Origin of the sequence: Brucella sp. NBRC 12953 (assembly GCF_040369775.1) — a bacterium.
Taxonomy (GTDB): Bacteria; Pseudomonadota; Alphaproteobacteria; order Rhizobiales; family Rhizobiaceae; genus Brucella; species Brucella pseudogrignonensis.
Map to the genome: position 1 here is coordinate 123,707 of NZ_BAABSV010000010.1, position 26,543 is coordinate 150,249.

Genomic DNA, 26,543 nt, shown 5'->3' on the forward strand with positions numbered 1-26,543 from the left:
TGGTCTGCAAGGTTCCGCCGATGCTTAATTAATTGCATTCAATGCGGCCTTGAGACCCTTGAGTGGCACGATGATTTCGATCGGCTGCCGGTTTTGGGAAAAGCCAATCGTCACCACCGATTCCTTGTCGATATGCTCTCTGGTGATCGGACCGACGGGGAGCATGGCCAGGCAGATGCTGTCATCACAGCCCTTGTAGTCGAGAACAACCGGCTTAGGCCTGCCAGGGAAGGAGATTTTCAGCGCTTCGCGCTTTTCCACTGCTGGCGGCACGCGCAACAACAGGAACGGCTCGCCGTTCCGGGTCGCCGCAAGCGACCAGCTGAAGATCGCAACGCCAGCCTGATCGGTAATAATCTGGCTGACATTGCAGGTCTTCTGCTTGCGCTTGAGATTTTCGTCACAAATCAACGTCCAGTTCTCGAAAGGCTGGATCGTGCGCCTGATCTCCCCCCATTGCGCACCCTTGGGCAGCGCAACGTCGGAGGGCTTGAGGAAATAACGGTGGTTCTGTTCCTGCGCGGCGGCAGAGATCAGGCCGCACAGGAAATACAGAACGACACAGGCAATGGGTCTTAACAACAATGGTTTCGCCTTAGTTGAGGGTGAAGCTCAAGCCGGCTCCCAGGCCCATTTTGCCACCCGAGCTGGTTCCCGAAACATTGGCGCGGATCGTGCTGTCATCATTGGTGTAACCGGCACCAAAGGCCAGCGCGCTCTGGCCCCGCCAGAAGCCACCACCGACCGCAACAGAGAGCTTGCCCGGATTGTCGTCATAGCGCAGGGAAGCGGCGGCCAGCCCGATGGCTGCGGAACGGTGGGCATCGTCGCGGACACCATCGATACTGGAGACCAGTTCCGAAAAGCGCTGTTCGGTATAGTTCTTGACCTCGGCAAAGGCATTTTCAATGCGCGTATCGATGCGATTGTCGACATAGCTGTAATTCTGTGTCGGGACGTGACCGGCCAGAACAGCGTTCAGCTGGGCAAGATTGACGGCGTCGGTGTCGTTGACACCAGCTGCGACATTGGAAATCACCACCGGTGTGGCGGGATCGCCCCCCTGTAAAGTGATGGTGTTGGATCTGCTGCCATCGGGGTTCTCGTCATATTTGACGGCGACATTGTCCAGCTTTTCCACTGCCACATTGGTGGCATGAAGCTGCGATCCGTTAATGGCATCGGTGGAGCTTTGAGAAATGCGACCAGCTGCGAGATTGGTCAGCGTGCGCTCATTATTGCGCGTGCCGATCGACAGGGTACCCACGGGCTGTGCACCCGCAAAACCGTAGCTTTGTCCGGCAATTGTCGTGTTCGCAGTCGCAACCGCTGCCTCGGTCACAGCGCCGGCGCCCAGCGCCACGCTGTTTGCGCTATTGGCGGTCGCGCCTGCGCCAAGCGCGACGGCATTCTGGCCGGCGGCACTGCTGCTCATATCGCCGACGATCACCGCATTCTGGCCGAGATTGGAGCTCATCCAGGCGTTAAGCACGCTCAGATTGATGGTTGATCCGCTGGCATCGGAAGGGACACCTGCAATCAGCGCCTGGCCGCCATTGGCGGTGGGTACGGTACAGGTCCAGGCGCCATTGCCGCCAAAGCCCGGACGCGTACAAAAGGCGCTCGGCGTGTTGGTGGCGTCGGCTTGAGCCGCGGATAGCGTGCCGATGAAAGGCATCGCGAATGCCAGTATTGACACGATGCCCTTTGGTATTTTTTTAAGATAATGATTTGTCGACAGGTCGCGCGAAAGCAATGCATGATTCAATGCCATAATATTCCCCAAAGCAAATGGCCGAATTGTCAGTTACTCTGAAGAACGCTACGCAAAATACTATTGACAAACTATCGCCGGAAACAGCGATAATTTGACCTCTGGTCGAATTCCGAAATTTTTAATGGATTAATCTGGCCCCACACCAAATCACCATCAACTGATGACTAATTTAGAATTCTCACCGGCAATAAGGGTTGTCAACCAAGAAAATGCCAGCATTGCTTGCAAAAGGGAGGGGAAGCGGCACTGCCGCCATGAAAAACGCCTAAAAATATCGGTAAAAGACTTGTTTTGCGGGGTTGGCAAGACCACGACGCAAGCGCCGCGGTCAAGAATAGAACCAATTTTGGGTAGTTGCGCGCGTCAGGATTTTTCGCGCGAGGCGCGCCATGACATCAGCGAGCCGACGGTGATCATGGCGACGCCGGTGCACAATGCGATGCCGGGGCGAATCCCCAGCCACAGGCAGGTCATGACGGCGGCAAGAACCGGCGTGAAATAGGACAGCGTGGCGAGAAGGGAAATATTGCCGCGGCAGATGCCGCGGTTCCAGCAGGCATAGGCGGTCGCGGACATGGAACCAAAAATGACAACCTGTGCCAGCCCGCTCACATTCAGCGGCAGCTGCGGTTCTGCGCTCAGTGAAAACTTGATCCACAAAATGGCAGCTGTCAGGAGAAAGTAAAACGGCACCGCGGTCTTATCGCTATGATAGTGGCGGGTAACCACGGAATAAAGTCCCCACAACAGCGCGGCGGCAAGCGCATATAGATAGGCGAACGGATTGCCGGATACATTGAGAAGAAAGCTTTGAAAGGACAGATCCCTGTCGCCTTTCATCACGAAGCTGATACCGAGCAGACAAAAAAGCAATGCGATCGCCAGCAGAAAGGACCCACGCTGCTGTTTGCTGAGCACCGCGAACAGCACAGTGATGCTCGGCCACAAATAATTGATCATGCCCAGTTCCAGAGCCTGGTCGCGATTATGGGCCAATCCAATGGCGAGCGCGAGCGATATCTCATAGCCGATAAACAACAGTCCGCACCACCAGATTCCGGGATTGTGAAGCGCGCGCCGGCTCGGCAGGCCAAGCACGAGCGCCGCAACCAGGCCACTTGCTGTATATATCAGGGCGGCACCGGCGATCGGTCCGAATATTTCTGAAACCGAACGAATAAAGCCGATCGAGACGCTCCAGAGCGGGATGGCCAGCGTGCCAATCAGCGTTGAGGTCCGGGTGTCGTTTGCAGTGTCATTGAACAGGGAGGGCGTGGACATTTCTGGCATTCTGAAAGGGTGAGAGGAGAAAGAACCGGACAGCGCGTGCACGGTTGAGACAGGATCAATTACAGGAACTCGGGCGAGGTTGTGGAATGGTGTCCGCAAGGGTTGGGATCAGTGATCGCGAGAGAGGGTGATCCCAACGCGGAGGGCAGCGCGTTGAGACTGCTCTCACCGCTAGGACAAGATTGTGGAGAAGCCTTTCGTCAAACGATCGCGAAGCGCCTTGTTTGCGCGCCGCTATAGCCGGTTTGGCCAACAAAGTGTGAAAAATCTGCTGCGGTTAGAACCGCCTTTGCCAGAATCACGGCAAAGTGAGCCCCGTGCCTCAATCTTCACCGGATACGGTCTCTGATGCAGTGGTCATTGTTACATTTTGCGCAATATATTCGCAACTTTCATGTCAATTGCCATCAATTATTCCCCGCATTAGATTGCCCCCAATCAGGATTGCAAAGCGGCTTGGCCGCGGAAAGGCAAAATCATGCTGAACCAGATCAAGGGCCTTCATCACGTCACATCAATGGCTGCGGATGCGCGGCAGAACAATCAGTTCTTTACCGACACACTGGGCCTGCGTCGGGTGAAGAAGACCGTCAATTTCGACGAACCCAGTGTTTATCATCTTTATTATGGTGATGAGGTTGGCACCCCCGGCTCGGTGATGACCTATTTCCCATTCCCGAACATCGTGCGGGGCCGTCAAGGTGTCGGTGAAGTCGGCGAAACCGAATTCGCAGTGCCAGAGGGCGCGCTTGGCTTCTGGAAAGATCGTCTGGTTGCCAAAGGCGTCACTGGCCTTGAAGCCGACCGCATTTTTGGTGCCGAACGTCTGCGTTTTCAAGGTCCGGATGGCGATGGTTTTGCGCTGGTTGAGATTGATGGCGACAAACGTGCGCCCTGGATCAGTGCGGGCGTCCCTGCGGATGTGGCGATCCGCGGTTTTAGCGGCGCACGCATGCGGCTTCACGAGAGTGATGCCACCGCCGAACTGCTCACCTTCATGGGATATCAACGCGCTGAAACGCAAGGCAATGTCAGCCGCTTCATCATGCCCAATGGCAATGGTGCCGATACGATCGACCTCGAAGCGCTGCCATCGGCACAGGCTGCGCGTCAGGGCGCGGGTTCCGTGCACCATATCGCTTTCGCAGTGCCGGACCGGGCTGCACAGCTTGACGTGCGCAAGGCGCTGATGGACACCGGCTATCATGTCACGCCGGTGATCGACCGCGATTATTTCTGGGCGATTTACTTTCGGACCCCGGGCGGTGTGCTGTTTGAAATTGCCACCAATGAGCCGGGCTTCGACCGCGATGAGGATACGGCGCATTTGGGCGAAGCACTCAAACTGCCAAGCCGCTATGAGGCCTATCGTGATCGCATCGAAGCCAATCTCGAACCTTTGACAGGTAAATAGCAGGAAGCCTCCGGCTTTGTCGGAGGCGCATTGCTTTGGAGGATCATCATGACCCGAAATGACTATCAAAGTTTTTCTCGTGAAGGCGTGCTGGGTTCACCCCTCGTCATCGCCTTTCACGGCACCGGCGGTAATGAACACCAGTTCACCGGCCTGATCGACCAGATATTGCCCGATGCTGGCATTGTCGCGCCGCGCGGCGATGTTTTAGAAATGGGTGCCAACCGGTTCTTCCGGCGCAAGGGCGAAGGGGTCTATGACATGGATGATCTTCGTCTGCGTACCGAAAAGATGCTGGGTTTTGTAAGAGCGGTTCACGCGCAGAATCCGCGACGCGAAATCTATGCGCTCGGCTATTCAAATGGCGCCAATATTCTGGCTTCGATGCTGTTTGACGATCCGAGCCTTTTCAACCGTGCCGTTCTGATGCATCCGTTGATTCCGTGGACCCCGCAGCCGCAGCCGCAACTGTCCGGCAAACGGGTCCTGATCACCGCAGGTCAAGCAGATCCGATCGCGCCATTAACCCTGTCGAACAGCCTGATTGAATGGTTCAGCACGCAGGGTGCGGATGTGACATCGCTGATTGCACCCGGCGGCCATGAAATCCGTCCGGCTGAGATTGAAAGCCTGAACGACTTCCTGCGCGCTGCCTGATCAAACTGTCGCAAACAGCACCGACGAAACCACCCGACCCCGGCGCGCAAGCTTGCCGGGGTTGCTCGTTTGGGATCCAACGCCGCATTGGGTTCATTATTACATAAAAAGCAATATACTCGCAATTATTGTAGCAATTGTTATCAATTATAGATCCGGCTAATTTGAGGTCAACACGGTCGCAGAGCAACAGGCAAGCGATCACCACCACAGACCAAACTCAAACCACAGACGGAGATAACCATGTCCAGCAAGCGCGAAGTTCTCACCCCTGACAACAGCCAGATCATCTTCATTGACCATCAGCCACAGATGGCTTTCGGCGTCCAGTCGATCGACCGTCAGGTTTTGAAGAATAATACTGTTGGACTGGCAAAGGCCGCCAGGGTTTTCAACATTCCGACCGTGATTACCACGGTTGAAACCGACAGCTTCTCCGGCCAGACCTATCCGGAACTGCTTGATGTTTTCCCCGATGCCCCACTTCTCGAACGCACATCGATGAACTCGTGGGACGATCTGAAAGTCCGCGAAGCGCTCGCCAAAGGCGCAGCTAATGGCCGCAAGAAGATCGTGGTTTCGGGCCTGTGGACCGAAGTTTGCAACACCACCTTCGCCCTGTCAGCGCTCAACGACACCGATTACGACATCTACATGGTCGCGGATGCATCGGGCGGGACCTCGCTGCAAGCCCATAATCATGCGATGGACCGCATGGTTCAGGCGGGCGTTATCCCTGTCACCTGGCAGCAGGTCCTGCTTGAATGGCAGCGCGACTGGGCAAAGCGCGAAACCTATGACGCCGTCATGGACATCGTGCGCGACCATTCGGGGGCTTACGGGATGGGCGTCGATTACGCCTACACCATGGTTCATGGCGCAAAATCACGCAGCCAGCACAAAGGCCCGCGTCTCGCGCCAAAGCCAGCACTCTGACAATCAAACTGGTCTGGCGTCAGCGCCGGGCCAGCCCAAGCGGGTGTGCCGGCCGATGGGAATCTACAATCCTCGATCGCCCGCGCATGCTATTTGAAGCTTGACCACTTGTTCCAGATCTCCGCCCTTTCAAAGCATCTGAATTCTCGAAAAGGAAACAGGATGACCGCCGCCACTCCCCCCAAACAGGACATTGCAACCGGCCCATTGAGCTTCCGCGTTTTCAGAGCGCTTTGGATCGCCACCATCATCTCCAATATCGGCACATGGATGAACGATGTTGGCTCTGCCTGGCTGATGACCTCGCTGTCGCCCAGCCCGATGTTTGTGGCGCTTGTTCAGGCCGCCACCACACTGCCGATGTTCCTTCTGGCACTGCCTGCCGGTGCCATGGCTGACATCGTCGACCGCCGAAAGCTGCTTCTGGGTGCACAGGTTCTGGGCCTTGTCGGCGCTGCAACACTGGCAATGCTGACTCTGGCTGGTCTCACCACACCCTGGGTCCTGCTTGGCGTCACCTGCGTACTCGGCATATCGGCCGCACTGAGCGCCCCTGTCTTTCAGGCCATCGTGCCGGAACTTGTTGACAAGCAGGCGCTGCCCGACGCGGTTGCTCTCAACAGCCTCGGCGTGAATATTTCCCGGGCAATCGGCCCGGCACTTGGTGGGGTGATTGTTGCAGTGGCAGGCATTCCAGCGGTCTTTGCCCTCAACGCTGTTTCCGTCATCGCTGTTCTGGTCGTGATTTTTTTCTGGAAACGCAAACCGACCCAATCTGCGCTGCCACCCGAACATTTCTTCGGCGCGCTGCGTGCAGGCTACCGCTATGCACGCCACTCGGCGGCGATGCGGCTGGTTCTGATCCGTTCCGCTGGCTTCTTCTTGTTTGGGAGCGCCCTGTGGGCGATGCTGCCGCTGGTTGGCCGTCGCGAACTCGGTCTTGATGCTGCGGGCTATGGTGCTCTTCTTGGCTGCATGGGGGCAGGCGCGGTTCTCGGTGCACTCATTCTCAAGAAACTCCGCAAGAGCGTTGCTGCCAACACCATCTCGATCTGGGCAACGCTGCTATTTGCCTTTGCAACGCTGACACTGGCTCTGGTGCCAAATGCATGGATCGGTGGCGCGGTGATGTTCCTTGCCGGCCTTGCCTGGATCGGCATGCTGACCTCGCTCAATGTTGCAGCACAGATGGCTGCACCCGGCTGGGTGAAGGCGCGCGCGCTTGCTGTGTATCTTCTGGTGTTTCAGGGGGCGATGACCGGCGGCAGCATCATCTGGGGGACGATTGCATCGCGCTTCAATGTCACGACCGCCCTTGTGGTTGCAGCCATTGCTCTGGTGATCTCCTTGATACTGGCACGCATCTGGCAGTTGCCAAAAGACCAGACCACCGACCTTGCTCCTTCAAACCACTGGGCGGAACCGGTTGTTGCGGTGCGTCCCGAAGGTGATCGCGGTCCGGTGCTTGTCGAAATCGAATACTCGGTCGACCCACAGCGTCTTGTTGAATTTACCAAAGCACTGCGCAAGTTCAGTGCTGTTCGTTACCGCGATGGCGCGATCCGCTGGGATATATGGGAAGATGTTGCAGTACCCGGCCGTGTGGTTGAAGCATTCATCGTCGAAAGCTGGATCGAACATCAGCGCCAGCATGCCCGTGTCACCCATTCAGATCAGCTTGATCAAAAGACATTGAACATGTTTCATCTGGGCGACACGCCACCCGTCATACGGCACATGCTGAAGCCCTTGTAGGTCGAAACGAACCCAACAGAAAGTAGCGGCTTTTTCAAGCCGCTACTTTCTCGTTTCAAATCTGACTGGAGGGTATCAAATCCGAACGAAGGATCAGATTAGAATGAACGCTGGAAGCGAACCATGCCCTGCCAGGCTTGTTCACCCTTGAGTTCGGAACGATCATCCGACCATTTTGTGTAGGAAATTTCTGGCGTGACAGTGAAGCCTGGAACGAGGGTGTAAGCGAGGTTTGCTGTTGCTGCGAAACGACCGGCATCTTCGTAGGCTGCCTGAACGTTAATGGTTGCCTGCTTGGTCGCCTTGAACTTTGCGCCACCCCAGACAGCCCAGTCGCCGCCCCAGGTTCCATAGAAGCTGTCAATACGACGAACGCCACGCCAGCTGCCATCAGCAAAACGCTGGGTGACGGTGTAATTATCATCGTTTGACTTATAGGCGCCCTGCACCCAAACAGAGAACTGTTCGGTGAGGTTGACATCGAGGCGAAGCTTTCCGGCCCATTCTTCGTTCAGCGCGTCATAGGCGCCGACACCGGCAATCGAGCCCCAGGCCTGGGCAAATTTCAGGCCCGCAACGACATGCGGGGTGTAATCGTCGATCGTGACATTGACGTCGGAATCGCCATTGCCGCCCTGTTCGAGAGCGACGACCGCCGAGAAACCGTTGCCGCCCTTGAATGTGTAGCTGATCGCGTTGGTCCGGGTACCACCTGCGAGAATGACATCGTCATTCATGACGTCGCCGAGATATCCGGTGAAGGTCACGAATTTCGATTCATCAAGACCCAGACGCAGCCCACCCAGTTCGATATAGGCAAAGCGCAACTGGCCGCTGGCGCCGTTATCGCCATTGTTCCAGTCGTAACGCATGTCGGCATAGGTCTTCAAAGTGCCGAGATCGGTTTCCGACGCAGTCGAGAAGCGAAGCTCAAATCGTGACTTCATGTCATAGGTGTCGCGATCGAGCTGCGACAGACGCTTTGCGTAGACGTTATCGCCCCCTTTAATGTCATAACGCAGATAGCCATGAATACGCAGGCAGGTTTCCGTGCCTGGAATGTAGAAATAGCCCGCGCCATAAGCGTCGCAGACGCGCACATATTCTACAGCTTCTGGCTCTGGTGCAACAATTGCATCGGCCGCCTGTGCAACCGATGCGAAAGAAAATACTGCAGCCGAAGCGCAGAGAAAATTCTTAACCCTCATAAAATAACTCCATAAGCGAGGTGTGACGCGAGGGCTTATAGAATATAAAATAACTTAATCAATAAATATATTATGTATTTTTAATGAAATTATTATTGGCTAATACGAATATATATTTCACAAAAATTTCTTTGATTTATCAAACAATGAACTATGTAAATATAAATCCATTCTATACGTATTTTCTTGATTCGTTTATTGTTAAGATTGCTTGCTAGCACAGCTTCATGACAGAAATTTATCACCTTCTGTCCTCAGCCAGGTTTTGGGCAACAAAGGCCCGGGCGTGAGGATCGGCACGCGCGGATGCTTTATTGTCATTGGCAATCCGCTTGAGCTTGGACGCTTGAGCGGCTATCAGCGCCTTTCTTCTTTCGCGATCTGATCGCTCTTAAACAAGGCCTTTGTCATGACCATCAAATATCTCGTCACGCATTCGGGCGGCTTTCATGCCGACGAACTCTTGTCGAGCGTCATTCTCACCCGGCTTTTTCCCGATGCAGAAATTGTGCGCAGCCGCGAGCCGAGCCTTATCACAACGGCAGACGATCGCATCATCTATGACGTTGGCGGTCAGTACGATCATCAGGCGCGGATCTATGACCATCATCAGCGCGGCGCGCCGCGGCGCGACACCGATCAGGCTTTCAGCTCGTTTGGTTTGGTCTGGAAGCATTATGGACACGACTATCTTGAAGCCTGCAATGTTCCGCAGCAGGATATTGCGTCCATTCACGCGGATTTTGACGCGCGGTTCGTGCTGCCCGTTGATCTGGTCGACAATGGCGAATTATCGCCTGCAACAGCGGGCGCGTTGAGCGCCTTGACCCTGCCGGCGCTGCTGGAGACATTGAAGCCAGTATTTGATGATTGCAATATAGACGCCGAGAATCGGGCTTTCGAGCACGCTTTGTCCATTGCACGCAGTTTTGTGGAGGCCAGGATCGCTGGTCTTGCCGCCAAACTGCGCGCCGAGGCCCTGGTCGCAGAAGCGATCATCCTGGCGGGTCCGGGCCATGTTCTGGAATTGCCGATGGGGATGCCGTTTCGCTCTGCTATCCTCAAGGCCGGCGCGGAACATTTGTTGTTTGTCGTGCATCCAAGAGCGTCCGACTGGGTCCTCACCGGCATTCGCCGCTCCGATGAGGGTTTCGAACTCAGGGCCGACTTGCCGGAGAGCTGGGCTGGGCTTAGCAATGGTGCGCTTGAAGCCGCCACAGGCGTGAGCGGCGCAAGCTTTTGCCATAAGGGACGATTTATCGCGGCAGCGCGCTCGCGCGAGGCCGCACGCGCCATGGCTGATCTTGCCGTGGCCAACGCCTTGCAGCAGCTGTAACGCCCTGGCAGGCGTTAGTGTCGGCAAAGGCTTGACTGCGCCTTTGCCGACACGGGCCCCGCATCGGTCATTCCTTCACTGCACCGGTCATGGATGACACGTAATAATCGACGAAAAACGAGTAGAGAATAACCACCGGAAGCGACCCGAACAAGGCACCCGCCATCAGCGCGCCCCATTCGAAAATATCCCCGCGGACAAGCTCCGTCAGCACACCGACCGGCACCGTCTTGTTTTCCGAGGACTGGATGAATGTCAGCGCATAGATGAATTCATTCCACGACAGCGTGAATGCAAAAATGCCGGCCGAGATCAGCCCGGGCACCGCGAGCGGAAGGATGATCCTGACCAGGATCTGCCAGCGGCTGGCGCCGTCGACCAGAGCGCTTTCTTCAAGTTCAAAGGGGATCGAGCGGAAATATCCCATCAGCAGCCATGTGCAGAACGGAATGAGGAATGTCGGATAGGTGAAGATCAGGGCCAGGCGCGAGTCGTAGATGCCCAGTTTGAAAATGATGAAGGCAAGGGGAATGAACAGGATTGACGGCGGCACCAGATAGGCCAGAAAGATCAGCAATCCGACCGAGCGTGAACCGGTAAAGCGGATGCGTTCAATCGCATAGGCGCTGAGGATCGAGGTGACGAGCGAGATGATGGTCGCAGCCGTTGCCACCAGCATCGTGTTCCACAGCCAGCCTGGATAAGAGGTTTCAAACAGCAGATATTTGATATGGTCGAGCGTTGCATCGACCACCCAGAACGGGCTGTAATTCTGGTAATCGGTGAGCTGCGAATTGGGTTTCACCGCGGTGATCGCCATCCAGTAGAATGGAAACAGCAACACGAAGACGAACAGCGCAAGCGGGAGGTAGATTGTCACCACTCTTCGTGGCAATCGGTTGAGATAGGACATGCCCTGCGTATCATCGGAAAGGGCGGGGTCTTGGGAGTCTTTCATGATCCGCTCCATTCTCAGTCACCTCCGCCCTGCTGCCATTTGCGACGTTGCAGGCCAAAGAAGGAAAACATGATTGCGGCGAGCAGAAACGGGATCATCGCGACCGCAATCGCAGCCCCCTCCCCCAATTGCCCACCGGGGATTGCACGCTGGAAGGACAGGGTGGCCATCAGGTGGGTTGCATTGACCGGTCCCCCTTTCGTCAGCACATAGATCAGCTGGAAATCGGTGAAGGTGAACAGCACGGAAAATGTCATCACCACGGCAATGATCGGGGTGAGCATGGGCAGCGTGACATGGCGAAAGCGTTGCCAGCTCGACGCGCCGTCCAGTGACGCTGCCTCCTGCAGCGATGCAGGAATGGTCTGCAGTCCGGCGAGCAGGGAAATCGCCACGAAAGGAATGCCGCGCCACACATTGGCGGCGATCACCGACAAGCGTGCATTGGTCGGGTCGCCCAGAAAATTGATCGGCTGCTCGATCAGTCCGATCTTCATCAGCGACCAGGAAAGGATCGAAAACTGGGCGTCATATATCCACCAGAATGCGAGGGCGGAAAGCACGGTGGGTACCACCCAGGGCAACAGGACAATGGCGCGAAAGAATGACTTGATTGGCAGGTTTTCGTTCAAAAGCAACGCAAGCCACAGGCCGAGTGCAAATTTGAGGACCGAGGCGACAAAAGTGTAGAGCACTGTATTGAACACTGACAACCAGAACACGCTGTCGTCCCAAAGGAACTGGTAGTTTTCAAGGCCTATGAAGATGCCATCCCGACCAATCTTGGTATCGGTAAAACCCAACCAGACGCCGAGCCCCAGCGGATAGGTCAGAAAGCACAGCAGAAAGACCGCCGCAGGCAGCATGAACAACAAGCCCAGCACATCGCGATTATGGCTGAGGCGACCCCGATCGGGTGCCTTTTCGATGTTTGGGTTAGCGGGTACATTTCTTTGCGTCATCGTCATGGATCACCTCTCCGCAACAAAACCAGAAAGAGGCGCGGGATTGCTTCCGCGCCTCACCATCATGCGCATCAGGAGCGGTAATAGCGATTTGCCCGCTTCTCCGCGCTTGCCATGGCATCCTCCGGCGTTTCGGCACCGGTGACGGCGGAAGCGAACATGTCCACCAGAACATAATCGGCCATCACCGCCGCAGACGCATGGCCGAGCGGTCCGGCATAGCCATTGGGCCGCAGCGTTTCCGATGCGCGTGCATAGGGTGCGTGGATCGGGTTGTCGGTCCAGACGGGGTTATCGGCGAAAGCCTTCAGCGGCTGGCAACAATAGGCGCTCGACTGTTTGAGCCAGTTGTTCATCTGGTCGGCCTCCATCATGAACTTGATGTAAGCCTTTGCCGCTTCGGGGTATTTTGTATGTTTGAACAGCAGCAGCGAGCTGGTTTGGTGCAGTTCCACACTTTTACCGACCGGACCGAGCGGGAAGTTGGTGCTGCGCATATCCTCGGCGATTTCTGCGAGCTTCGGATCGTTCTTCGCAGCGTAATAGATGGAGACGCCATTGGCGGTGAGGGAAACCTGTCCGGCCAGAAATGCGCGGTTGTTATTGATGTCCAGCCAGCTTTCGGTGCCGGGAATGAAGGTGGCGTAGAGTTGCTTGGCATAATTGAGCGCAGCGAGCGTCTCGGGCGAGTTGATGGTGATTTCGCCTTTCTCATTGACCATTTGCGCGCCATGACTCCACAAAAGCCAATGGGCATAATTATTGCCGTCACCGACCGCCTTGCCATGCGGAAAGCCGGCCGGTGTGTTGTTGGCTTTCATGGCCTTGCACAGCTCGAGAAAGCCCGCAGTATCTTTCGGGAATTCGGTGAAACCGGCTTTCTTCATATGGCTATCGCGATAGACGATGGCATTGCCGATCGCCGTCAGTGGCATGGCAATGAACCTGTCGTCACGCACGGCATAGCCTTTCAGGCCATCGTAGAAGCCGCCATATTTGCCATCGAGATAGCTGCCGAGTTCGGTCAGGTCGACAAGCTTGTCGGGATATTGATGGGCGTCATCGAACCAGCACATGACCATGTCAGGCCCTGAGCCAACATTGGCAGCCACGGCGGCCTTTGGCCGGATATCTTCCCAGCTTTCCTTGTCAATGCGAACTTCGACGCCGGTCGCCTCGGTGAATTTCTTGCTATTGGCGATCCAGCTTTCTTCATCGCCCTTGACGAAGGGCGTCCAGCGCAGCAGGCGCAGACTGGCGCCGTCTTCGGGTTTGTAATCTGGTTCGGCGGCAAAGGCGGGTTGAAAGCCGAGGCCAGAGAGGCCTGCAGCAGCGGCCAGGCTTGCGGTTCCTGCAAGGAATGTCCTTCTTCTGATAGTCATCATGCTCCTCCTCCAAAGATGGGACTTCTCATCCTTGACAGCCGCTGTCCCAAGGCGCGGTTGTCGAGATGTCGTCTGATGCTTGGTGCGGATTGCACCGCGGGCTCCCTCCCCGCCGCGCAATGGCTATTCAGTCCGTCAGTCTGTGTCCGTCCTGCGCGTCGAACAGATGGACATTGGCCGGATCAATGGAAACGGAAATGGTTTCCCCCGGGCGCACATCGACGCGTTCGCGGAAAATGCAGGTATTTTCGCTGCCCCCGAAACTGACCACGATCTGGGTTTCGTAGCCGGTGGGCTCAATCACCACTACCGGCACCTTCATGCCCGCATCGTCAAGCCTTATATATTCAGGCCGCAAGCCGTAGACCAGGCTGAGGCCGACCGCCTGCGGATAGGCTCTGGCAAGTGGCAACCGCATGCCGTCTTCGGCGATAAAGCTCGCCGGGTCTTCGGCATGGATTGTGCCTTTGATCATGTTCATGGCCGGCGATCCGATGAAGCCGGCAACGAACAGATTGTTGGGGTGATCATAGAGCGTGAGCGGCGAACCGATCTGCTCGACACGGCCATCGTGCATGACAACGATCTTGTCGGCCATCGTCATGGCTTCGATCTGGTCATGAGTGACATAGACGGTGGTGGTTTTGAGACGGTGATGCAGTTCCTTGATTTCGGCGCGCATGGCAACGCGCAGCTTGGCATCAAGATTGGACAGCGGCTCATCAAACAGGAACACCTGCGGATCGCGGACAATCGCCCGTCCCATGGCCACGCGCTGGCGCTGTCCGCCGGAGAGTTGGCGTGGATAGCGATCAAGCAGCTTGGTCAGACCGAGAATAGAGGCCGCATAATTCACCCGCTCGTCGATTTCGGCCTGTGGCGCGGCGCTCAGCATCAAGGAAAATGCCATGTTCTTGGCGACCGTCATATGGGGATAAAGCGCGTAATTCTGGAACACCATTGCAATATCGCGTTCCTTGGGGGGCAAATTATTGACGGTCCTGCCACCGATCCGGATTTCCCCACCGGAGATGTTTTCCAGCCCCGCCAGCATACGCAGAAGGGTGGATTTTCCACAGCCGGATGGCCCGACGAGAATGACGAATTCGCCATCTTCAATATCGATATTCACGCCTTTGATTACAGGAAAGGTGCCGAAAGACTTTTTGACTTCCGCAAACGCAACAGCTGCCATGCATTCCTCCCAGAATGTGATCAATGATTTGAACGATTGAGAAAATGAACCGCCGGCTCCTCACTTCCGACGTTTGCATTTTGGTGTTTTTCTCCCCTTTCGCCGTGTTGGTTGCAGTTGGGTCAGCCGCGGCCGACCAGTGGCATTTTGGTCGCCATCACGGTCATGGTCAATACATTGGCATCCAGCGGCAGGCTTGCCATATAGACGACCGCGTTGCCGATATGGACCGGATCAATGGTTGGCTCTGCAGCAATGGTGCCGTTGGCCTGGACGACACCGGTCGATATTTTCTGCGTCATCTCACTGGCGGCATTGCCAATATCGATCTGGCCGCAGGCAATATCAAAATTGCGACCGTCGAGCGCGGTGGACTTGGTCAAACCGGTGATGGCGTGTTTGGTCGCAGTATAGGGCGCGGAATTGGGGCGCGGGGTGGTTGCCGAGATCGAGCCATTATTGATGATGCGGCCACCGCGCGGGTTTTGTGCCTTCATCAGGCGAAAAGCCTGCTGTGTGCACAGGAAAGCGCCGGTGAGATTGGCACCGAGGATGGCGGTCCAGTCATCGAAGCTGACCTCCTCGATCGCAACGCCAGGCACCAGGGTTCCGGCATTATTGACCAACAAGTCCAGCCGACCGAAGCTTTTTTCGATCGTGTCAAACAGGCTTTTGACGGAAACCGGATCGCTGACATCGGCGGTCACGGCTAAAAAACTGCCCTTGGTTTCGGCGCTGAGCGCCGCGGCCGCCTTTTCCAGCACGGCGGTGCGCCGGCCGGAAATGATAAGCTGATAACCGGCAAGGGCCAATGCTTTTGCGATGGCGCGGCCCACGCCGGTCCCGCCGCCCGTCACCAGTGCTACCGGTTTTTTCCCGGCCACCACATCTTCACTCATCCTGACCTCCTCTTGATCCTATTGGCGATTTCTTGGCAGTCGGTGCACCTATATCCGGTGGGGATTGGCGCAATATCTGCAACCACTCCAACCCGTCCTGGCGATCGGCCGACGGGCGGTATTCCGCACCAATTGGTCGCGCATATCCAAGAGTTTGAAGTCTGTTGAGAACAAACATGTAGTCGAGTTCGCCGTGGTCGGGCTCGGCACGGTCGGGAACGGAGGCAATCTGCACATGGCCGATGACAGGCAACAGCGCCGCAAGACGACGACTGATATCGCCCTCGATGATCTGGATGTGATAGCAATCAAACATCAGTTTGAGATTGGGCAGCCGCAGGGCATCGATAATGGCTTTGGCCTGCCCAGAATTGCGTAGGAAATAGCCTGGGGCGTCACGATCATTGAGCGGTTCGATCAGGATGGTGATGCCGTGTTCTGATGCGCGCGCGCAGGCATAGCGCAGATTGGCGAGAAACGCCTTGTGCGCTTCATCGCCATTTGCGCGTCCGGCCATGACATGGATATTGGCGCAGCGAAGGGCCGCGGCATAATCGATCGCCTGGTCGATCGCCGCCCGCGCTTCCGGTTGGCGACCCGGCAGGGCACTCAGTCCATTGTCACCCGCCTCGACATTGCCGCGGACGGTATTCAAGCCGATCATGGCGAGGCCGGTCTCCTCAAGGGCTGTCAGAATGTCAGCTGCAGCATGCGCGTAGGGCCAGTGACATTCCACGGCATCAAAGCCGGCCTGTTTTGCCGCGCGGATCGCATCGGGCAAGGACAGCTGTTGCCACAAGAAGCCGAGATTTGCAGAAAACCGCGCCATTCTAGTCCCACTCCACATCAAATTTTTCAACGATCTTGAGGATTTGCGCGCTGGTGAGCGCATTGGGTCTAAGGCCCTGCGTCAGCAAGGCGAGCCTGGCGGTTTCCTCAAGTTCTTCGATCGCGTAGACAGCGGCTTCGAGGTCGCTTGCCGCGACGACGGGTCCGTGATTGGCGAGCATGACGGCGCTGCGCTTTCCGGCAAGTCCCTTGATCGCAGCCCCGATCGCCGGATCGCCCGGCATGAAATAGGGCAGCATCTTCACCTTCCCCAGTTTGATGATGGAATAGGCGGTGAGCGGCGGCAACATATTGTCGGGATCGGTATCGGGCAGCAGCGATAGAGCGACGGAATGGCAGGCGTGCAAATGCACCACGGCCTGCGCGCGGGCACCACGGGTTTCGTAAAAGGCCGTATGCAGCGGCATCTCCTTGGTTGGCGGATCACCGTCGAGCAGGTGGCCCGCCGGATCAAACAACGACAATCGCTGCGGATCCAGCCGACCAAAGCAGCTTCCCGTCGGGGTCACGAGCAGGCGTCCGTCGGAGAGGCGGGCGGAGATGTTGCCGGACGATCCGGCAGTGAGACCGCGATCATACATCGACTTTGCCAACACACAGATCGTTTCGCGCAGCTGGGCTTCTTCGCTCATCCCGCCTCCAGCATGTTCAAGGCATCACGGAAGAAGGAGGGAGTTCCGAAATTGCCGGATTTCAAGGCCAGTGCGACCGAGGCACCTTGTGTTGTGGCATAGGTCCAAGGAACGCCAGGCGCAATTTCACGGCCGACCCGCAGCTTTTTGATGTCGAGCGCCTGTGCGACCGCACCAGAAGTCTCACCGCCGGCGACCACAAAGCGTCTGGTGCCAAGTGCAAAGGCGGCGACGGCAATTTCGGCGAGCGTTTGCTCGACAATCTGTCCAGCGCGCTCAACGCCGAGTGCCGCCTGCGCGGCTTTCAGCCCGCTGGTATCCGTGCTCGCATAGATCAGTTTGGGCGCTGTGACCGGCACTGTTTTAAGCCATTGAATGACCGCCCGACTGCCACCTGGCTGAGCAAGTCGGATCGGATCAAGCCGGTAGCTTTGCGCTTGGTTCTGAAAGGTGGCCACCTGTTTAAGGGTCATGGCGGAACAGCTGCCAGAGAGCACGATCTGGCCTGCGCCCAGATCCGGGGGAGCTGCCGGGTTGGCCTTCGCTTGCAACAGACCTTGTGCGTCAAGAAGTGCAGGCAATGGCATTGCCAGCGCACTGCCACCGGTTAGCAAGGGCAAATCGAGCGTCGCTGTGGCAATGGTCGCAAGATCAGCATCCGCCACCGCGTCCATCACCACATGGGCGATGTCGCTGGCTTTGAGCGCCGCAAGTGCTGCGCGCACGGATTTGACGCCTTTGGCGATGGTCAGGCGGTTAACCAGACCGACCTTGCCTTGCACCTGCGGCGCGAGCAGGCGCAGCAGATTGGAATCGCGCATCGGCGTCAGCGGATGATCCTTCATCGCAGTATCGCTGAGCAGCCTGTCGCCCACGAAAAGATGTCCCATAAACACGGTGCGGCCGTTTTCTGGAAATGCCGGGCAATAGATGGTCTGTTGTGCGGCCGTTGCGTGCATCAGCGCTTCGGCGACCGGGCCGATATTGCCATCAGCGGTACTGTCAAAGGTCGAACAATATTTCCAGTAAAGCTTGTTGAGGCCGCGTTGCTTGAGCCAGTCATAAGCTGCAAGAGCGTGGGCGACGGCCGTTTCGCGCGGCGCGTTGCGGATTTTCAGGGCGATGATTTCAATGGCGGAAGCCTGCGCGACCGGTTCGTTTTTGTCGGGCAGGCCGAGCCGCAGCGAGACGGGATAGCCGCTGCGCGCCAGCAAGGCTGCAAGATCGGTGGCGCCGGTGAAGTCATCTGCGATCGCGCCCAAGGCAATTGCCATGACTTACGCCCCCATGCCAGGCAGCCGCAGGCCGCTCTTGTGTGCCAAGATCTTGGCGACCGCCGCATCATCCTCAAGGCCGAGGCCAGCTTCCGCTGCCTCACGGAACAGGGAGAGCGCGGTTTCGCTGAGCGGTGTGCTGGCCCCCAGCGCCGTGGCCTCGGCTGTGACGATCCCCATATCCTTGACAAAGATATTAACTGCCGAACGCGCGGCATAGTCGCCCTCGACAATGTGAGGGCCCCGGTTTTCGAACATCCAGGAGGCGCCGGCCGAAACACGGATCACATCGAAGACGGTTCCCAGATCGAGGCCGAGCCCGGCCGAGAGCGTCAGCGCCTCGGCGGTTGCAGCGATATGAACGCCGGCCAGCAACTGGTTGATCATCTTGACCTTCGAGCCGGTTCCAGCCTTGTCATCAAGATGGAAGACCTTGGCGGCAATCGCCTCAAGCGCCAGGGCAGCCTTGTCGAAGGCCTGTTGTGATCCCGAGCCCATCACCGTGAGTTCGCCGGTTGCCGCCTTTTGCTTGCCGCCGGAGACCGGCGCATCGATCACCAGCATTCCAGCCGCTTCAAGCGCGGCCGCAATTTCGATGCAGCTGCTCGGTTCCATCGTCACGCACAGCACGAAGACGGTGCCTTGCGGGGCCTGGCTTACCGCGCCGTTGGAGCCAAACAGCACCTCTTTGGTCTGCTTGGCGTTGACGACGAACACAAAGACAATATCGCTTGCACCGGCCTGCTTTGCGGTCGGATAGGCGTCACCGCCCTGTGCCGCAAATTCTTGCAGGACTTGGCTGCGCAGATCAACACCCTTGACGCGGAAGCCTGCGCGCAAAAGCGCGGTTGCGGCGCCAAAGCCCATCGAGCCGAGGCCAATAATGGTTACGGTCTGTGGATCGCTCACCTTAGTTCACCCCTTCTTTCAGCACGCCTTTCAGCTCGTCTTCGATATGAATATGGATGATCTCGTCAAAGGAACTGTCCGCGACAAAACCCAGTTCAAGGGCGCGTGAGGCGTCAAAATCCTGGGCCCAGCCATCGACGATCGTTGCGATCTGCGGGTCGAGCTCCTTGCGGATCAGAGCGATCGCCTGATCACCGGCCACCCGGCGCAGCGCTTCGATCTGCTCGCCAACGGTTGCCGAAAGACCCGGCATATTGAGCACGCAGCGGTGTCCAAGTCGATCGGTGTCGATTTTGGCTGCATGCAGCAGGAAGCCGATAGCCCGGCGCGGACTGACATGCCAGTGCCGCACGGTTTCGGCGACCGGCAGGATCGCTTGCTTGCCAATGAGCGGTTCACGCAGAATATTGGAAAAGAACCCGGAGGCTGCCTTGTTGGGTGTTCCCGGACGGATGCAGACAGTCGGCAGACGGATACCGATCGCATCAACAAAGCCCTTGCGGGCGTAATCGGCGAGCAGCAATTCGCCGATTGCCTTTTGCGTGCCATAGCTGGTGCGCGGGGTGAGAAAGAATTCGTCATCGATCCGATCGGGAAAAGGCGCGCCGAACACCGCGATGGAGGATGTGAACACCAGTCGCGGCCTGTAATTTGAGATTTCGCCCTGTTGCCGAATGGCTTCCAGCAGGAAACGGGTGCCATCAAGGTTGATGGCATAGCCCTTTTCAAACGCGACCTCCGCCTCCCCCGAAACGATGGCCGCCAAATGGAAGATCAGATCCGGTCGGTCTGCGATCAATGTCGTGGCGACGCGTGGGTCTGAAATATCGACGGATTTGCACGTGACATTGCCCTCAAATCCGGCAGGCGCCTGTGGCGCCACCACATCGACCAGACTGAGTTTTTCAACCGGCACCCCGTCAATCGCTGGAACAGCGACGATGGCCTGTGTCAGTTTTCTTCCGACCATGCCAGCCGCACCGATAATCAAGACATGCATTCAAAGGACCCTTTTCAAATTGCTGCTAAGCCATCACGGCTTAGCAGCCGTGCTGGCTTCAGAGGGGAGCTGACCGCGCGTGGCCAGCGATTTTTGTGTGGAGGTGTAAATGCGTTGCTCATGGACTGCGAAGGCTGCCATGGCCGCGACGCGATCGCGATTTTCAAGCGCTGTCAGGATTTTCTGATGGTCGGAGAAACTGCCGTCAAGGGCCCCGGGCTGGGCAACCGCGCGACGGCGATGCTCCATCATATAGGTGTAGAGATCGGTGACGATGTCTGCGAGCAGCGGATTTCCGCATTCTCGATAGATGGTGACATGAAACTCGCGGTCACAGATGAGAAAGCGCACGGGATCATTGAGGCAGGCAGCCTGCGCTGCGAGCGAAAGCCGCAAGCTTTCAAGCGCTGCCTCGGAAATAAGCTGCGCTGCGTCGCCGACAATTTGTTGTTCGACCAGCATACGCGCCGCATGCACGGCGTGAACATCATAGCGATCGACATTGATTTGCGCGGTAATACCGATCGACAGGCTGCCGAGATCTGAGCGGGCAACCCGGGTTCTGGTGCCCTGGACCACATCGAGGATGCCATGTGCAGCAAGGATTTGAATGGCGCCGCGCACCGTTTGCCGACTGACCGAAAGAGCGCTCGCCAATTCGCGCTCGCCCGGAAGCTCATCGCCGACACGAAGCAAACCCGATGCGATCAGCGCGCCGATCTTGTCAGCAATGACGTCGCGCATGGTCCGTCGCTCCAGATTGCGCCCGAGGCCGGCCTTGTTATCGAGGAGAAGATCATGCGCAGCGTTCAAATCCGACCTCACTGATCCACTGGTCTATCCAGTGGTCCAGTTACAATCGGTGAGCGGGACCCTTCTGTCAAGCGCCATCCTCGCCATGCAATCCTCGCATGCGATCGATGCCATGCCATTAAGGCCATGCCATCTAGGCCATGCTATCGACTGGGCTGCTATGAAAGGCCCTGGCAACGGCTTGCCAATTGCAGGGCCTCTGTTGGCGGCGTCAACGCCGTAATGCAGTCAGATCGGGCCCCACTGGATCTGAACCGCGATGTAGAGAAAGATCGCACTGATCAAACCCCAGGCGATGACGAGCGGGGCGATGAATTTCACCCACTTGCCATAGGAGACCTCGGATGTGGCAAGGATTGCCATCAGCACGCCGGATGTCGGATTGATGCAGTTGACGACCCCTTCTCCAAACACGACGGACTGGACGGTGGTCTGCCGGGTAATCCCCAGAATATCCCCTAGCGGTGTGAATACCGGGATCAGCACCGCGGATTCGCCGGATCCAGACGAGATAAACACATGCATGATCATCGCACTGACATACATGCCGATTGCTGAAAGGGAACGGGGCAACCCGTCGAGCGCCAGCACGGCATAGGAGACGATGGTGTCGAGGATCATGCCCTGTTCGAGAATGATCGAGATGGCACGCGCCAAGCCGACGATGAAGGCGCCAATAACAAGCTGCGAACAGCCCTTGAGGAAGCCTTTGGCGATCTCGTCGGCAGACATGCGGGCGATGATGCCGACACCGATTGCCATGATGATGAACATGGCAAGCATTTCCTTCTCGCTCCAGTTGAGCGTGACGGCTCCGGCAATAAAGCCACCAAGGCAGAGGGCCGTAAACAGCAGGGCGAGCCAGTAGCGGGTGCGCTGACCGGGGGCTGGATCGCCCTGCGGTTCGCCATCCTCGATCTGGTTGGGGCGCGGTGATATCTTGCGCTGGCTGCGGGCGTAAAGCCACAGGAAAGCGATGGTGGCCAGCAGGAACGCCAGGAATATGACGACCCGCAAGCCAATTCCTGAGAGGAGCGGGACATCGGCGAGCCGCTGCGCAAGTCCGACCGATGTCGGTGCCGAGATCGATGCATTATAGCCGGTATAGGTGGCGATATAGACCAGTGAAATGCCGAACAGTTTGTTCATGCCAATCGAGCGCGCCACCATGATCCCGATGGGGACGAAAGCAATTACCGAATTAACGACGATACCGGTTGTGCCCAGCACCGAAAAAACGACGCAGAACAGGATGATCAGGGTGAGGTCGTTCAGCCTGCGGTTTCTTGCTATGCCGTTGAGCATGTGGTGCACAGCACCGGATTGCTCAAGCACATACAGGGCGCCGCCGGTAAACATCACCATGAAGACAATCGGCGCACTTTTAATCAGACCTTCGGCAATGGCGAGAAACAGCGCCTGCGGATAGACATGATGCTGGTCAACACCATGATAGCTTCCGGGTACGGAGAACGAAATGCCATTGCGGACTTCAGTGGCATATTGGCCTGCCGGAATGATCCAGGTGCCGATCCCGGCCAGAACCAGCATGCAGAAGAGAAGAACGTAAGGGTTTTGTAGACTGAGGCCCTTTTTGGGGGCCGCGGATGATGGGGTTGCAGTCATGGGCTTTATTTCCTCCTGCGGAGGCGGCTGATCATGCCGCCTCCCTACTCCGAATTGCTCAGCTGTTGGCGATGATCTGGCTGATCAGCGCGGCGCGGCGTGGAAGTCCGGCTATGCTCACATGCTCGTATTCGGCATGCGGGCCACCGCCTTCGGCACCCAGTCCATCCAGCGTCGGAATATCGAGCGCCGAGGTGAAATTGCCATCACTTCCCCCACCGACAGCACTGCCCGACACGCTCATGCCAAGGGCGGCTCCCGCACGGACAGCTTGTTCGAACAGGGATTTGTTGCGCGCATTGAGCTCCATGGGCGGACGATTGAGTCCGCCGGAAACCTCGATCTGGGCGCCGTCGAGAAAAACCGGGCAGGCGCGGATTTCCGCTTCCACCCGTTCGGCTTCCTCAAGCGAGGTGACGCGCACGTCGATCGACAGGCTGGCATGATCGGGGATAACATTGATGCGGTTTCCCGCCTGAGCGATACCGACATTGACCGTGGTGCCTCTGGATAGGTCCTGCAGCGCATGAAGTCTGAGGATCTGTCGGGCCATTTCCTCGGCCGCACTGACACCGCCGAGCGGATTGTTACCGGCATGCGCGGCCTTTCCCTTGATCAGCATATGAAAATGCCCGGTCCCCTTGCGTGCAATCTTGAGGTTTCCGCTCCCCTCCTCCGACGGTTCAAGCACCAGCACCTGATCGCATTGTCGGGCGATCTCCTCTATCAGCGCGCGCGAATGCCAGCTGCCGGTTTCCTCGTCGCTAGTGCACAGGAACCAGACCTCGTGATTGTCAAGGGACTTGCTGGCGATCAACGCCTTCAACGCCCAGATACCCTGGATGACACCGCCCTTCATATCGAAGGCGCCAGGTCCGTAATATTTTCCGTCTTCGATGCGGGTGCCAAGGCGGTCGAGATCCCAGACCGTGTCGAAATGGGTCAACAGCAAGGTGCGGCGATTTCCCTGTCCGATCTTGAACAACAGATGATCACCGGCTTCTCTCTGCGCGAAGCGTTCGGGCTGCACCTTCAAATGACGCGCAAACAGGTCACAGAGAAAGGCGCCACAGGCGTCGACCAGAGCCTTGTCCTGCGTTGGCGACTGGTGCTCGACAAGCGCCTTCAGGTCATTGAGCATATCGTCTGCATGGGTGGTGAGATAGTCCAGGAACGGGTTCATCATTTCCTCCAGGATAATGGTCGGTCGGTGCCTTGCGGCTCTGCTGGCAGCATGAGCGTCACCGCAGCCGCTGCCATGAACGGGGTCACCGCCTGCAGTCTGACCCGGGCGAGGCACAGGCGGCTTCAAACCGGTCCTGAACGCAATTATCAGCCGTAACGGCTTGCAACAATTGCTTTAAAGTGGACACCCTGTTGCATTTTATGCAACAGGGTGTCCATGCAACATCGATCGCTGGTTTATTTTCGCGAAGTCGCCCAGACAGGTTCCCTGCATGAAGCCTCGTCACGGCTACATATCTCGACCTCGGCCATCAGCCGCCAGATCGCCAGACTCGAGGAGTCTCTGGGCATCGTGCTGTTCGAGCGGCGACCGCGCGGCATGGTCCTGACCGCTGCGGGCGATCTGCTGCTGCAGCGCACGCAGCGTTTGGCAATCGGCATGGAAGAGGCGCTTTCGGAATTGCGCGCGCTTGCCGGAAAATCGCATGGGCTCATTCGGATCGCCAGCTATGAAGGTTTCGCCCTTGATTGCCTTACCTATGCCATCGAGGCCTTTCGCCAGCAGCACCCTGCGGTGCATTTTCATGTCTGGGTCGGCACCTCGCCTGATATCTGTACACGCATCAAGAATGGCGCGGCGGATATTGGTATCACCTACAGCTATCCGCCGCCGCCCGATATTGCCATTCAGCATATCGCCTTGCGACCGATCTTTGCTGCGCTGCGCTCCGATCATCCCCTTGCGGGAAGGCCCTTTGTTACATTGGATGATCTGCGCGGCGAACAATGGGCGGTTCCCGACGAGGACCGGACCCAGCGGCTTCTGTTGCAGGCCGCCCTGGCGGCGAAAGGAATTGCCTTTAACCCAGTCTTCTCCACCAATTCGATGGCGATGCTGCGTGCTTACAGTTTCTTTTCAGGGACAACCTCGATCACAGGATCGCCAGACCTAGCGCGCGGCAATCACCGCAATATTGCGCTGGTGCCGATCGAAGATCCCATTCTGGCGACCAGTGCCCTGCATATTCTGACAATGGAGGGTCGGAACCTGTCTGCGACAATGGATCGGTTTATCGACGCGCTCAAAGCGCTGACGCCACCCGTGCAGAGTTAAGATTTGTCCGGCATGGAGCCCCTCATCCGATAGGATAAAGGGCCGATCGAATGTAGGGGGACGCCGTGGCGGTCGCTTCGTTGCGGGGACTGTGTTCCCCGCCCTGGTGTTGCGCCGTCTCTGCGATACGCGCGCACCGCTTTTTGGGAGGATGCTTCAACCCGCCCGCAGCTTCGATACCCATACAAAAAACGCCGCTAACGCGGCTTTTTCTGCAACGGGGGCAATGATTTACATCATATGCTCAGACACCTTGCCCTCGGCATCCAATGTCAGCATGACAGTTTTGCCATCCTTCATTGAGGATGCCTCCCACAGGCCCTGCTCGTTGAGCTTGAGATTTTTGAGCTCGGCATAGCCGGCCTTGTTGAACAGTTCGGTGGCCTGCGCTTCGGTCAGGCTGTTCTGACCAGCATCAGGGGTCTTATCATCATGGGTGGGTGTGTCGGTGGCACCAGGCGCGTCACTATTTGGGGTCTGTGTTGCCTGTGTGCCAGCAAGGCCTGGTGTGAGCAAAGCATAACAAACGACCCACAGATCGGAGCGATCATTCCCGCCTCTGGAGGCGTACGGAAAGTACGCTTTGCAATGCAGGGGAGAGGAACGATAGACGCGCTTTTGTTGTGGTGGCGCTGCTTTTGTGTCCGCTAATCCCGCCCACTTCTTTAATAGTTTTCTGTATCTGATAACGGCAGGCCGGTCCCCATTCCTCTTCCCGATCCGATGGCCCATCAAAAGGCGCTGCACACCATCGCGTGTAGGTTTGCCGCTTTTAGAACCAGCAGGATGATCGGATGATTTACCAGGCTCGTTGCCAGCAACAAAATGGCGCTCCCTGTGAGAAGCGGCTGCAGTGTGAAACTCAATCTGTTGCGAATAGGGTTTTTAAAAGCGAAGTCGATTAATGCTCTGTCGCCGCTCCCTCTCCTGCATGATTTCCATCTTTTGAATGCGAAGTGAGGAAAGCTTTGATTGTAGCGTCGCGTTTTCAGAGCCGTTCACGGCGTTGCTCATCAGACATCTCGCCAGTCTGGTCGACGTTGATTCAGGTCTTTCGGCATCAAAGACGGAACGCCCTTCAAATAAGCTTCCGGTTTGGAATCAATGACCGTCTGATAGACAGCCGGGCCTGGCGCTTCCCATGAATGCAAAAGGTCTTCGAGAAGTTTTCCCCGAGCTTGCAGCGTGCGTCTTTGGGCCGACCTGCAGGATTACCGCTTTGTCCCTCTCTGAAAGGCGAAGCGCCAAGTTGTTCTTTCCTCAATTATCAGATGACATACCGTTTCAGTTCCCCTTGAAATGGCAGGAGCTTGATTGTACCTACACAAAATATTTATGTATGTACTTTTATTGTTGCTTGCGCTTT

25 protein-coding genes are annotated in these 26,543 nt (G+C 57.0%); 6 read left to right on the plus strand and 19 right to left on the minus strand.

The annotated features are described in order from the left end of the window. Positions 1 to 24: 24 nt before the first annotated feature. The 3 genes from ABWV94_RS20495 to yddG form a co-directional block, all read right to left on the minus strand. Positions 25 to 585, minus strand: a complete 561-nt coding sequence (locus ABWV94_RS20495; protein WP_353415185.1) for an invasion associated locus B family protein — start codon at positions 583 to 585, stop codon at positions 25 to 27. A 10-nt stretch (positions 586 to 595) separates the two neighbouring features. After that, positions 596 to 1,774 (minus strand): YadA-like family protein, encoded by a 1,179-nt coding sequence (locus ABWV94_RS20500; protein ID WP_113496235.1) that lies wholly within the window; start codon positions 1,772 to 1,774, stop codon positions 596 to 598. Between the two features lie 366 nt (positions 1,775 to 2,140). Further along, on the minus strand, positions 2,141 to 3,058 hold the full coding sequence (yddG, locus tag ABWV94_RS20505; protein WP_353415186.1) for an aromatic amino acid DMT transporter YddG: 918 nt from the start codon (positions 3,056 to 3,058) through the stop codon (positions 2,141 to 2,143). Between the two features lie 487 nt (positions 3,059 to 3,545). On the opposite strand from yddG, the gene ABWV94_RS20510 reads away from it, so the two are divergent. From ABWV94_RS20510 to ABWV94_RS20525, 4 genes are all read left to right on the plus strand, one after another. Continuing rightward, a complete protein-coding gene (locus tag ABWV94_RS20510; protein ID WP_353415187.1) occupies positions 3,546 to 4,481 on the plus strand; it encodes a VOC family protein in 936 nt (311 codons plus the stop codon). 48 nt (positions 4,482 to 4,529) lie between these two features. Continuing rightward, complete coding sequence (locus ABWV94_RS20515) at positions 4,530 to 5,138, plus strand: alpha/beta hydrolase (RefSeq protein ID WP_113496238.1); 609 nt, start codon at positions 4,530 to 4,532, stop codon at positions 5,136 to 5,138. Between the two features lie 243 nt (positions 5,139 to 5,381). Continuing rightward, a complete protein-coding gene (locus tag ABWV94_RS20520; RefSeq protein WP_113496239.1) occupies positions 5,382 to 6,074 on the plus strand; it encodes a hydrolase in 693 nt (230 codons plus the stop codon). A 162-nt stretch (positions 6,075 to 6,236) separates the two neighbouring features. Then, positions 6,237 to 7,829, plus strand: a complete 1,593-nt coding sequence (locus ABWV94_RS20525; protein ID WP_353415188.1) for an MFS transporter — start codon at positions 6,237 to 6,239, stop codon at positions 7,827 to 7,829. A gap of 98 nt (positions 7,830 to 7,927) precedes the next feature. Here the strand turns inward: ABWV94_RS20525 and ABWV94_RS20530 are convergent, their stop codons facing one another. Continuing rightward, positions 7,928 to 9,037 carry a porin gene (locus ABWV94_RS20530; protein WP_113496241.1) on the minus strand — a complete coding sequence of 370 codons (1,110 nt, stop codon included), beginning with the start codon at positions 9,035 to 9,037 and terminating at the stop codon, positions 7,928 to 7,930. 409 nt (positions 9,038 to 9,446) lie between these two features. On the opposite strand from ABWV94_RS20530, the gene ABWV94_RS20535 reads away from it, so the two are divergent. Further along, positions 9,447 to 10,373: an MYG1 family protein gene (locus ABWV94_RS20535; RefSeq protein WP_353415189.1), complete on the plus strand. Its 927-nt coding sequence runs from the start codon at positions 9,447 to 9,449 to the stop codon at positions 10,371 to 10,373. 67 nt (positions 10,374 to 10,440) lie between these two features. Here ABWV94_RS20535 and ABWV94_RS20540 read toward each other — a convergent pair whose 3' ends face one another. The 13 genes from ABWV94_RS20540 to ABWV94_RS20600 form a co-directional block, all read right to left on the minus strand. Further along, the gene (locus ABWV94_RS20540) at positions 10,441 to 11,331 is read right to left on the minus strand and encodes a carbohydrate ABC transporter permease (RefSeq protein ID WP_353415190.1); all 891 of its coding nucleotides are present in this window, start codon (positions 11,329 to 11,331) and stop codon (positions 10,441 to 10,443) included. Between the two features lie 14 nt (positions 11,332 to 11,345). Beyond that, on the minus strand, positions 11,346 to 12,197 hold the full coding sequence (locus ABWV94_RS20545; RefSeq protein ID WP_353415213.1) for a carbohydrate ABC transporter permease: 852 nt from the start codon (positions 12,195 to 12,197) through the stop codon (positions 11,346 to 11,348). A gap of 170 nt (positions 12,198 to 12,367) precedes the next feature. Beyond that, positions 12,368 to 13,678: an ABC transporter substrate-binding protein gene (locus ABWV94_RS20550; protein WP_113496275.1), complete on the minus strand. Its 1,311-nt coding sequence runs from the start codon at positions 13,676 to 13,678 to the stop codon at positions 12,368 to 12,370. A gap of 130 nt (positions 13,679 to 13,808) precedes the next feature. Then, positions 13,809 to 14,876 carry an ABC transporter ATP-binding protein gene (locus ABWV94_RS20555; protein WP_113496243.1) on the minus strand — a complete coding sequence of 356 codons (1,068 nt, stop codon included), beginning with the start codon at positions 14,874 to 14,876 and terminating at the stop codon, positions 13,809 to 13,811. Between the two features lie 122 nt (positions 14,877 to 14,998). Further along, positions 14,999 to 15,775: an SDR family oxidoreductase gene (locus ABWV94_RS20560; RefSeq protein ID WP_353415191.1), complete on the minus strand. Its 777-nt coding sequence runs from the start codon at positions 15,773 to 15,775 to the stop codon at positions 14,999 to 15,001. Continuing rightward, entirely contained in the window at positions 15,768 to 16,604 is an 837-nt protein-coding gene (locus ABWV94_RS20565; protein ID WP_353415192.1) for a hydroxypyruvate isomerase family protein, read from the minus strand. Before ABWV94_RS20565 ends, ABWV94_RS20560 begins: the two co-directional genes overlap by 8 nt. 1 nt (position 16,605) lies before the next feature. Beyond that, positions 16,606 to 17,256, minus strand: coding sequence for a 3-oxo-tetronate 4-phosphate decarboxylase (gene otnC / locus ABWV94_RS20570; RefSeq protein WP_113496246.1), 651 nt, complete (start codon positions 17,254 to 17,256; stop codon positions 16,606 to 16,608). Next, entirely contained in the window at positions 17,253 to 18,530 is a 1,278-nt protein-coding gene (gene otnK, locus ABWV94_RS20575) for a 3-oxo-tetronate kinase (protein ID WP_353415193.1), read from the minus strand. Before otnK ends, otnC begins: the two co-directional genes overlap by 4 nt. A 3-nt stretch (positions 18,531 to 18,533) precedes the next feature. Then, the gene (gene ltnD, locus ABWV94_RS20580; RefSeq protein WP_353415194.1) at positions 18,534 to 19,439 is read right to left on the minus strand and encodes an L-threonate dehydrogenase; all 906 of its coding nucleotides are present in this window, start codon (positions 19,437 to 19,439) and stop codon (positions 18,534 to 18,536) included. A gap of 1 nt (position 19,440) precedes the next feature. Then, positions 19,441 to 20,439, minus strand: coding sequence for a D-erythronate dehydrogenase (gene denD / locus ABWV94_RS20585; RefSeq protein WP_353415195.1), 999 nt, complete (start codon positions 20,437 to 20,439; stop codon positions 19,441 to 19,443). A gap of 33 nt (positions 20,440 to 20,472) precedes the next feature. Then, complete coding sequence (locus tag ABWV94_RS20590; protein ID WP_353415214.1) at positions 20,473 to 21,183, minus strand: FadR/GntR family transcriptional regulator; 711 nt, start codon at positions 21,181 to 21,183, stop codon at positions 20,473 to 20,475. A gap of 297 nt (positions 21,184 to 21,480) precedes the next feature. Next, the gene (locus ABWV94_RS20595; protein ID WP_353415196.1) at positions 21,481 to 22,878 is read right to left on the minus strand and encodes a YfcC family protein; all 1,398 of its coding nucleotides are present in this window, start codon (positions 22,876 to 22,878) and stop codon (positions 21,481 to 21,483) included. A gap of 58 nt (positions 22,879 to 22,936) precedes the next feature. Further along, on the minus strand, positions 22,937 to 24,061 hold the full coding sequence (locus ABWV94_RS20600) for a M20 family metallopeptidase (RefSeq protein WP_353415197.1): 1,125 nt from the start codon (positions 24,059 to 24,061) through the stop codon (positions 22,937 to 22,939). Between the two features lie 219 nt (positions 24,062 to 24,280). Here ABWV94_RS20600 and ABWV94_RS20605 point away from each other — a divergent pair, with 219 nt between their 5' ends. Beyond that, positions 24,281 to 25,177 (plus strand): LysR family transcriptional regulator, encoded by an 897-nt coding sequence (locus ABWV94_RS20605; RefSeq protein WP_113496253.1) that lies wholly within the window; start codon positions 24,281 to 24,283, stop codon positions 25,175 to 25,177. A gap of 231 nt (positions 25,178 to 25,408) precedes the next feature. Here ABWV94_RS20605 and ABWV94_RS20610 read toward each other — a convergent pair whose 3' ends face one another. After that, positions 25,409 to 25,693 (minus strand): hypothetical protein, encoded by a 285-nt coding sequence (locus ABWV94_RS20610; protein ID WP_235819081.1) that lies wholly within the window; start codon positions 25,691 to 25,693, stop codon positions 25,409 to 25,411. Positions 25,694 to 26,255: 562 nt separating this feature from the next. Further along, on the minus strand, positions 26,256 to 26,441 hold the full coding sequence (locus tag ABWV94_RS20615; RefSeq protein ID WP_353415198.1) for a DUF5681 domain-containing protein: 186 nt from the start codon (positions 26,439 to 26,441) through the stop codon (positions 26,256 to 26,258). Positions 26,442 to 26,543: the final 102 nt, after the last annotated feature.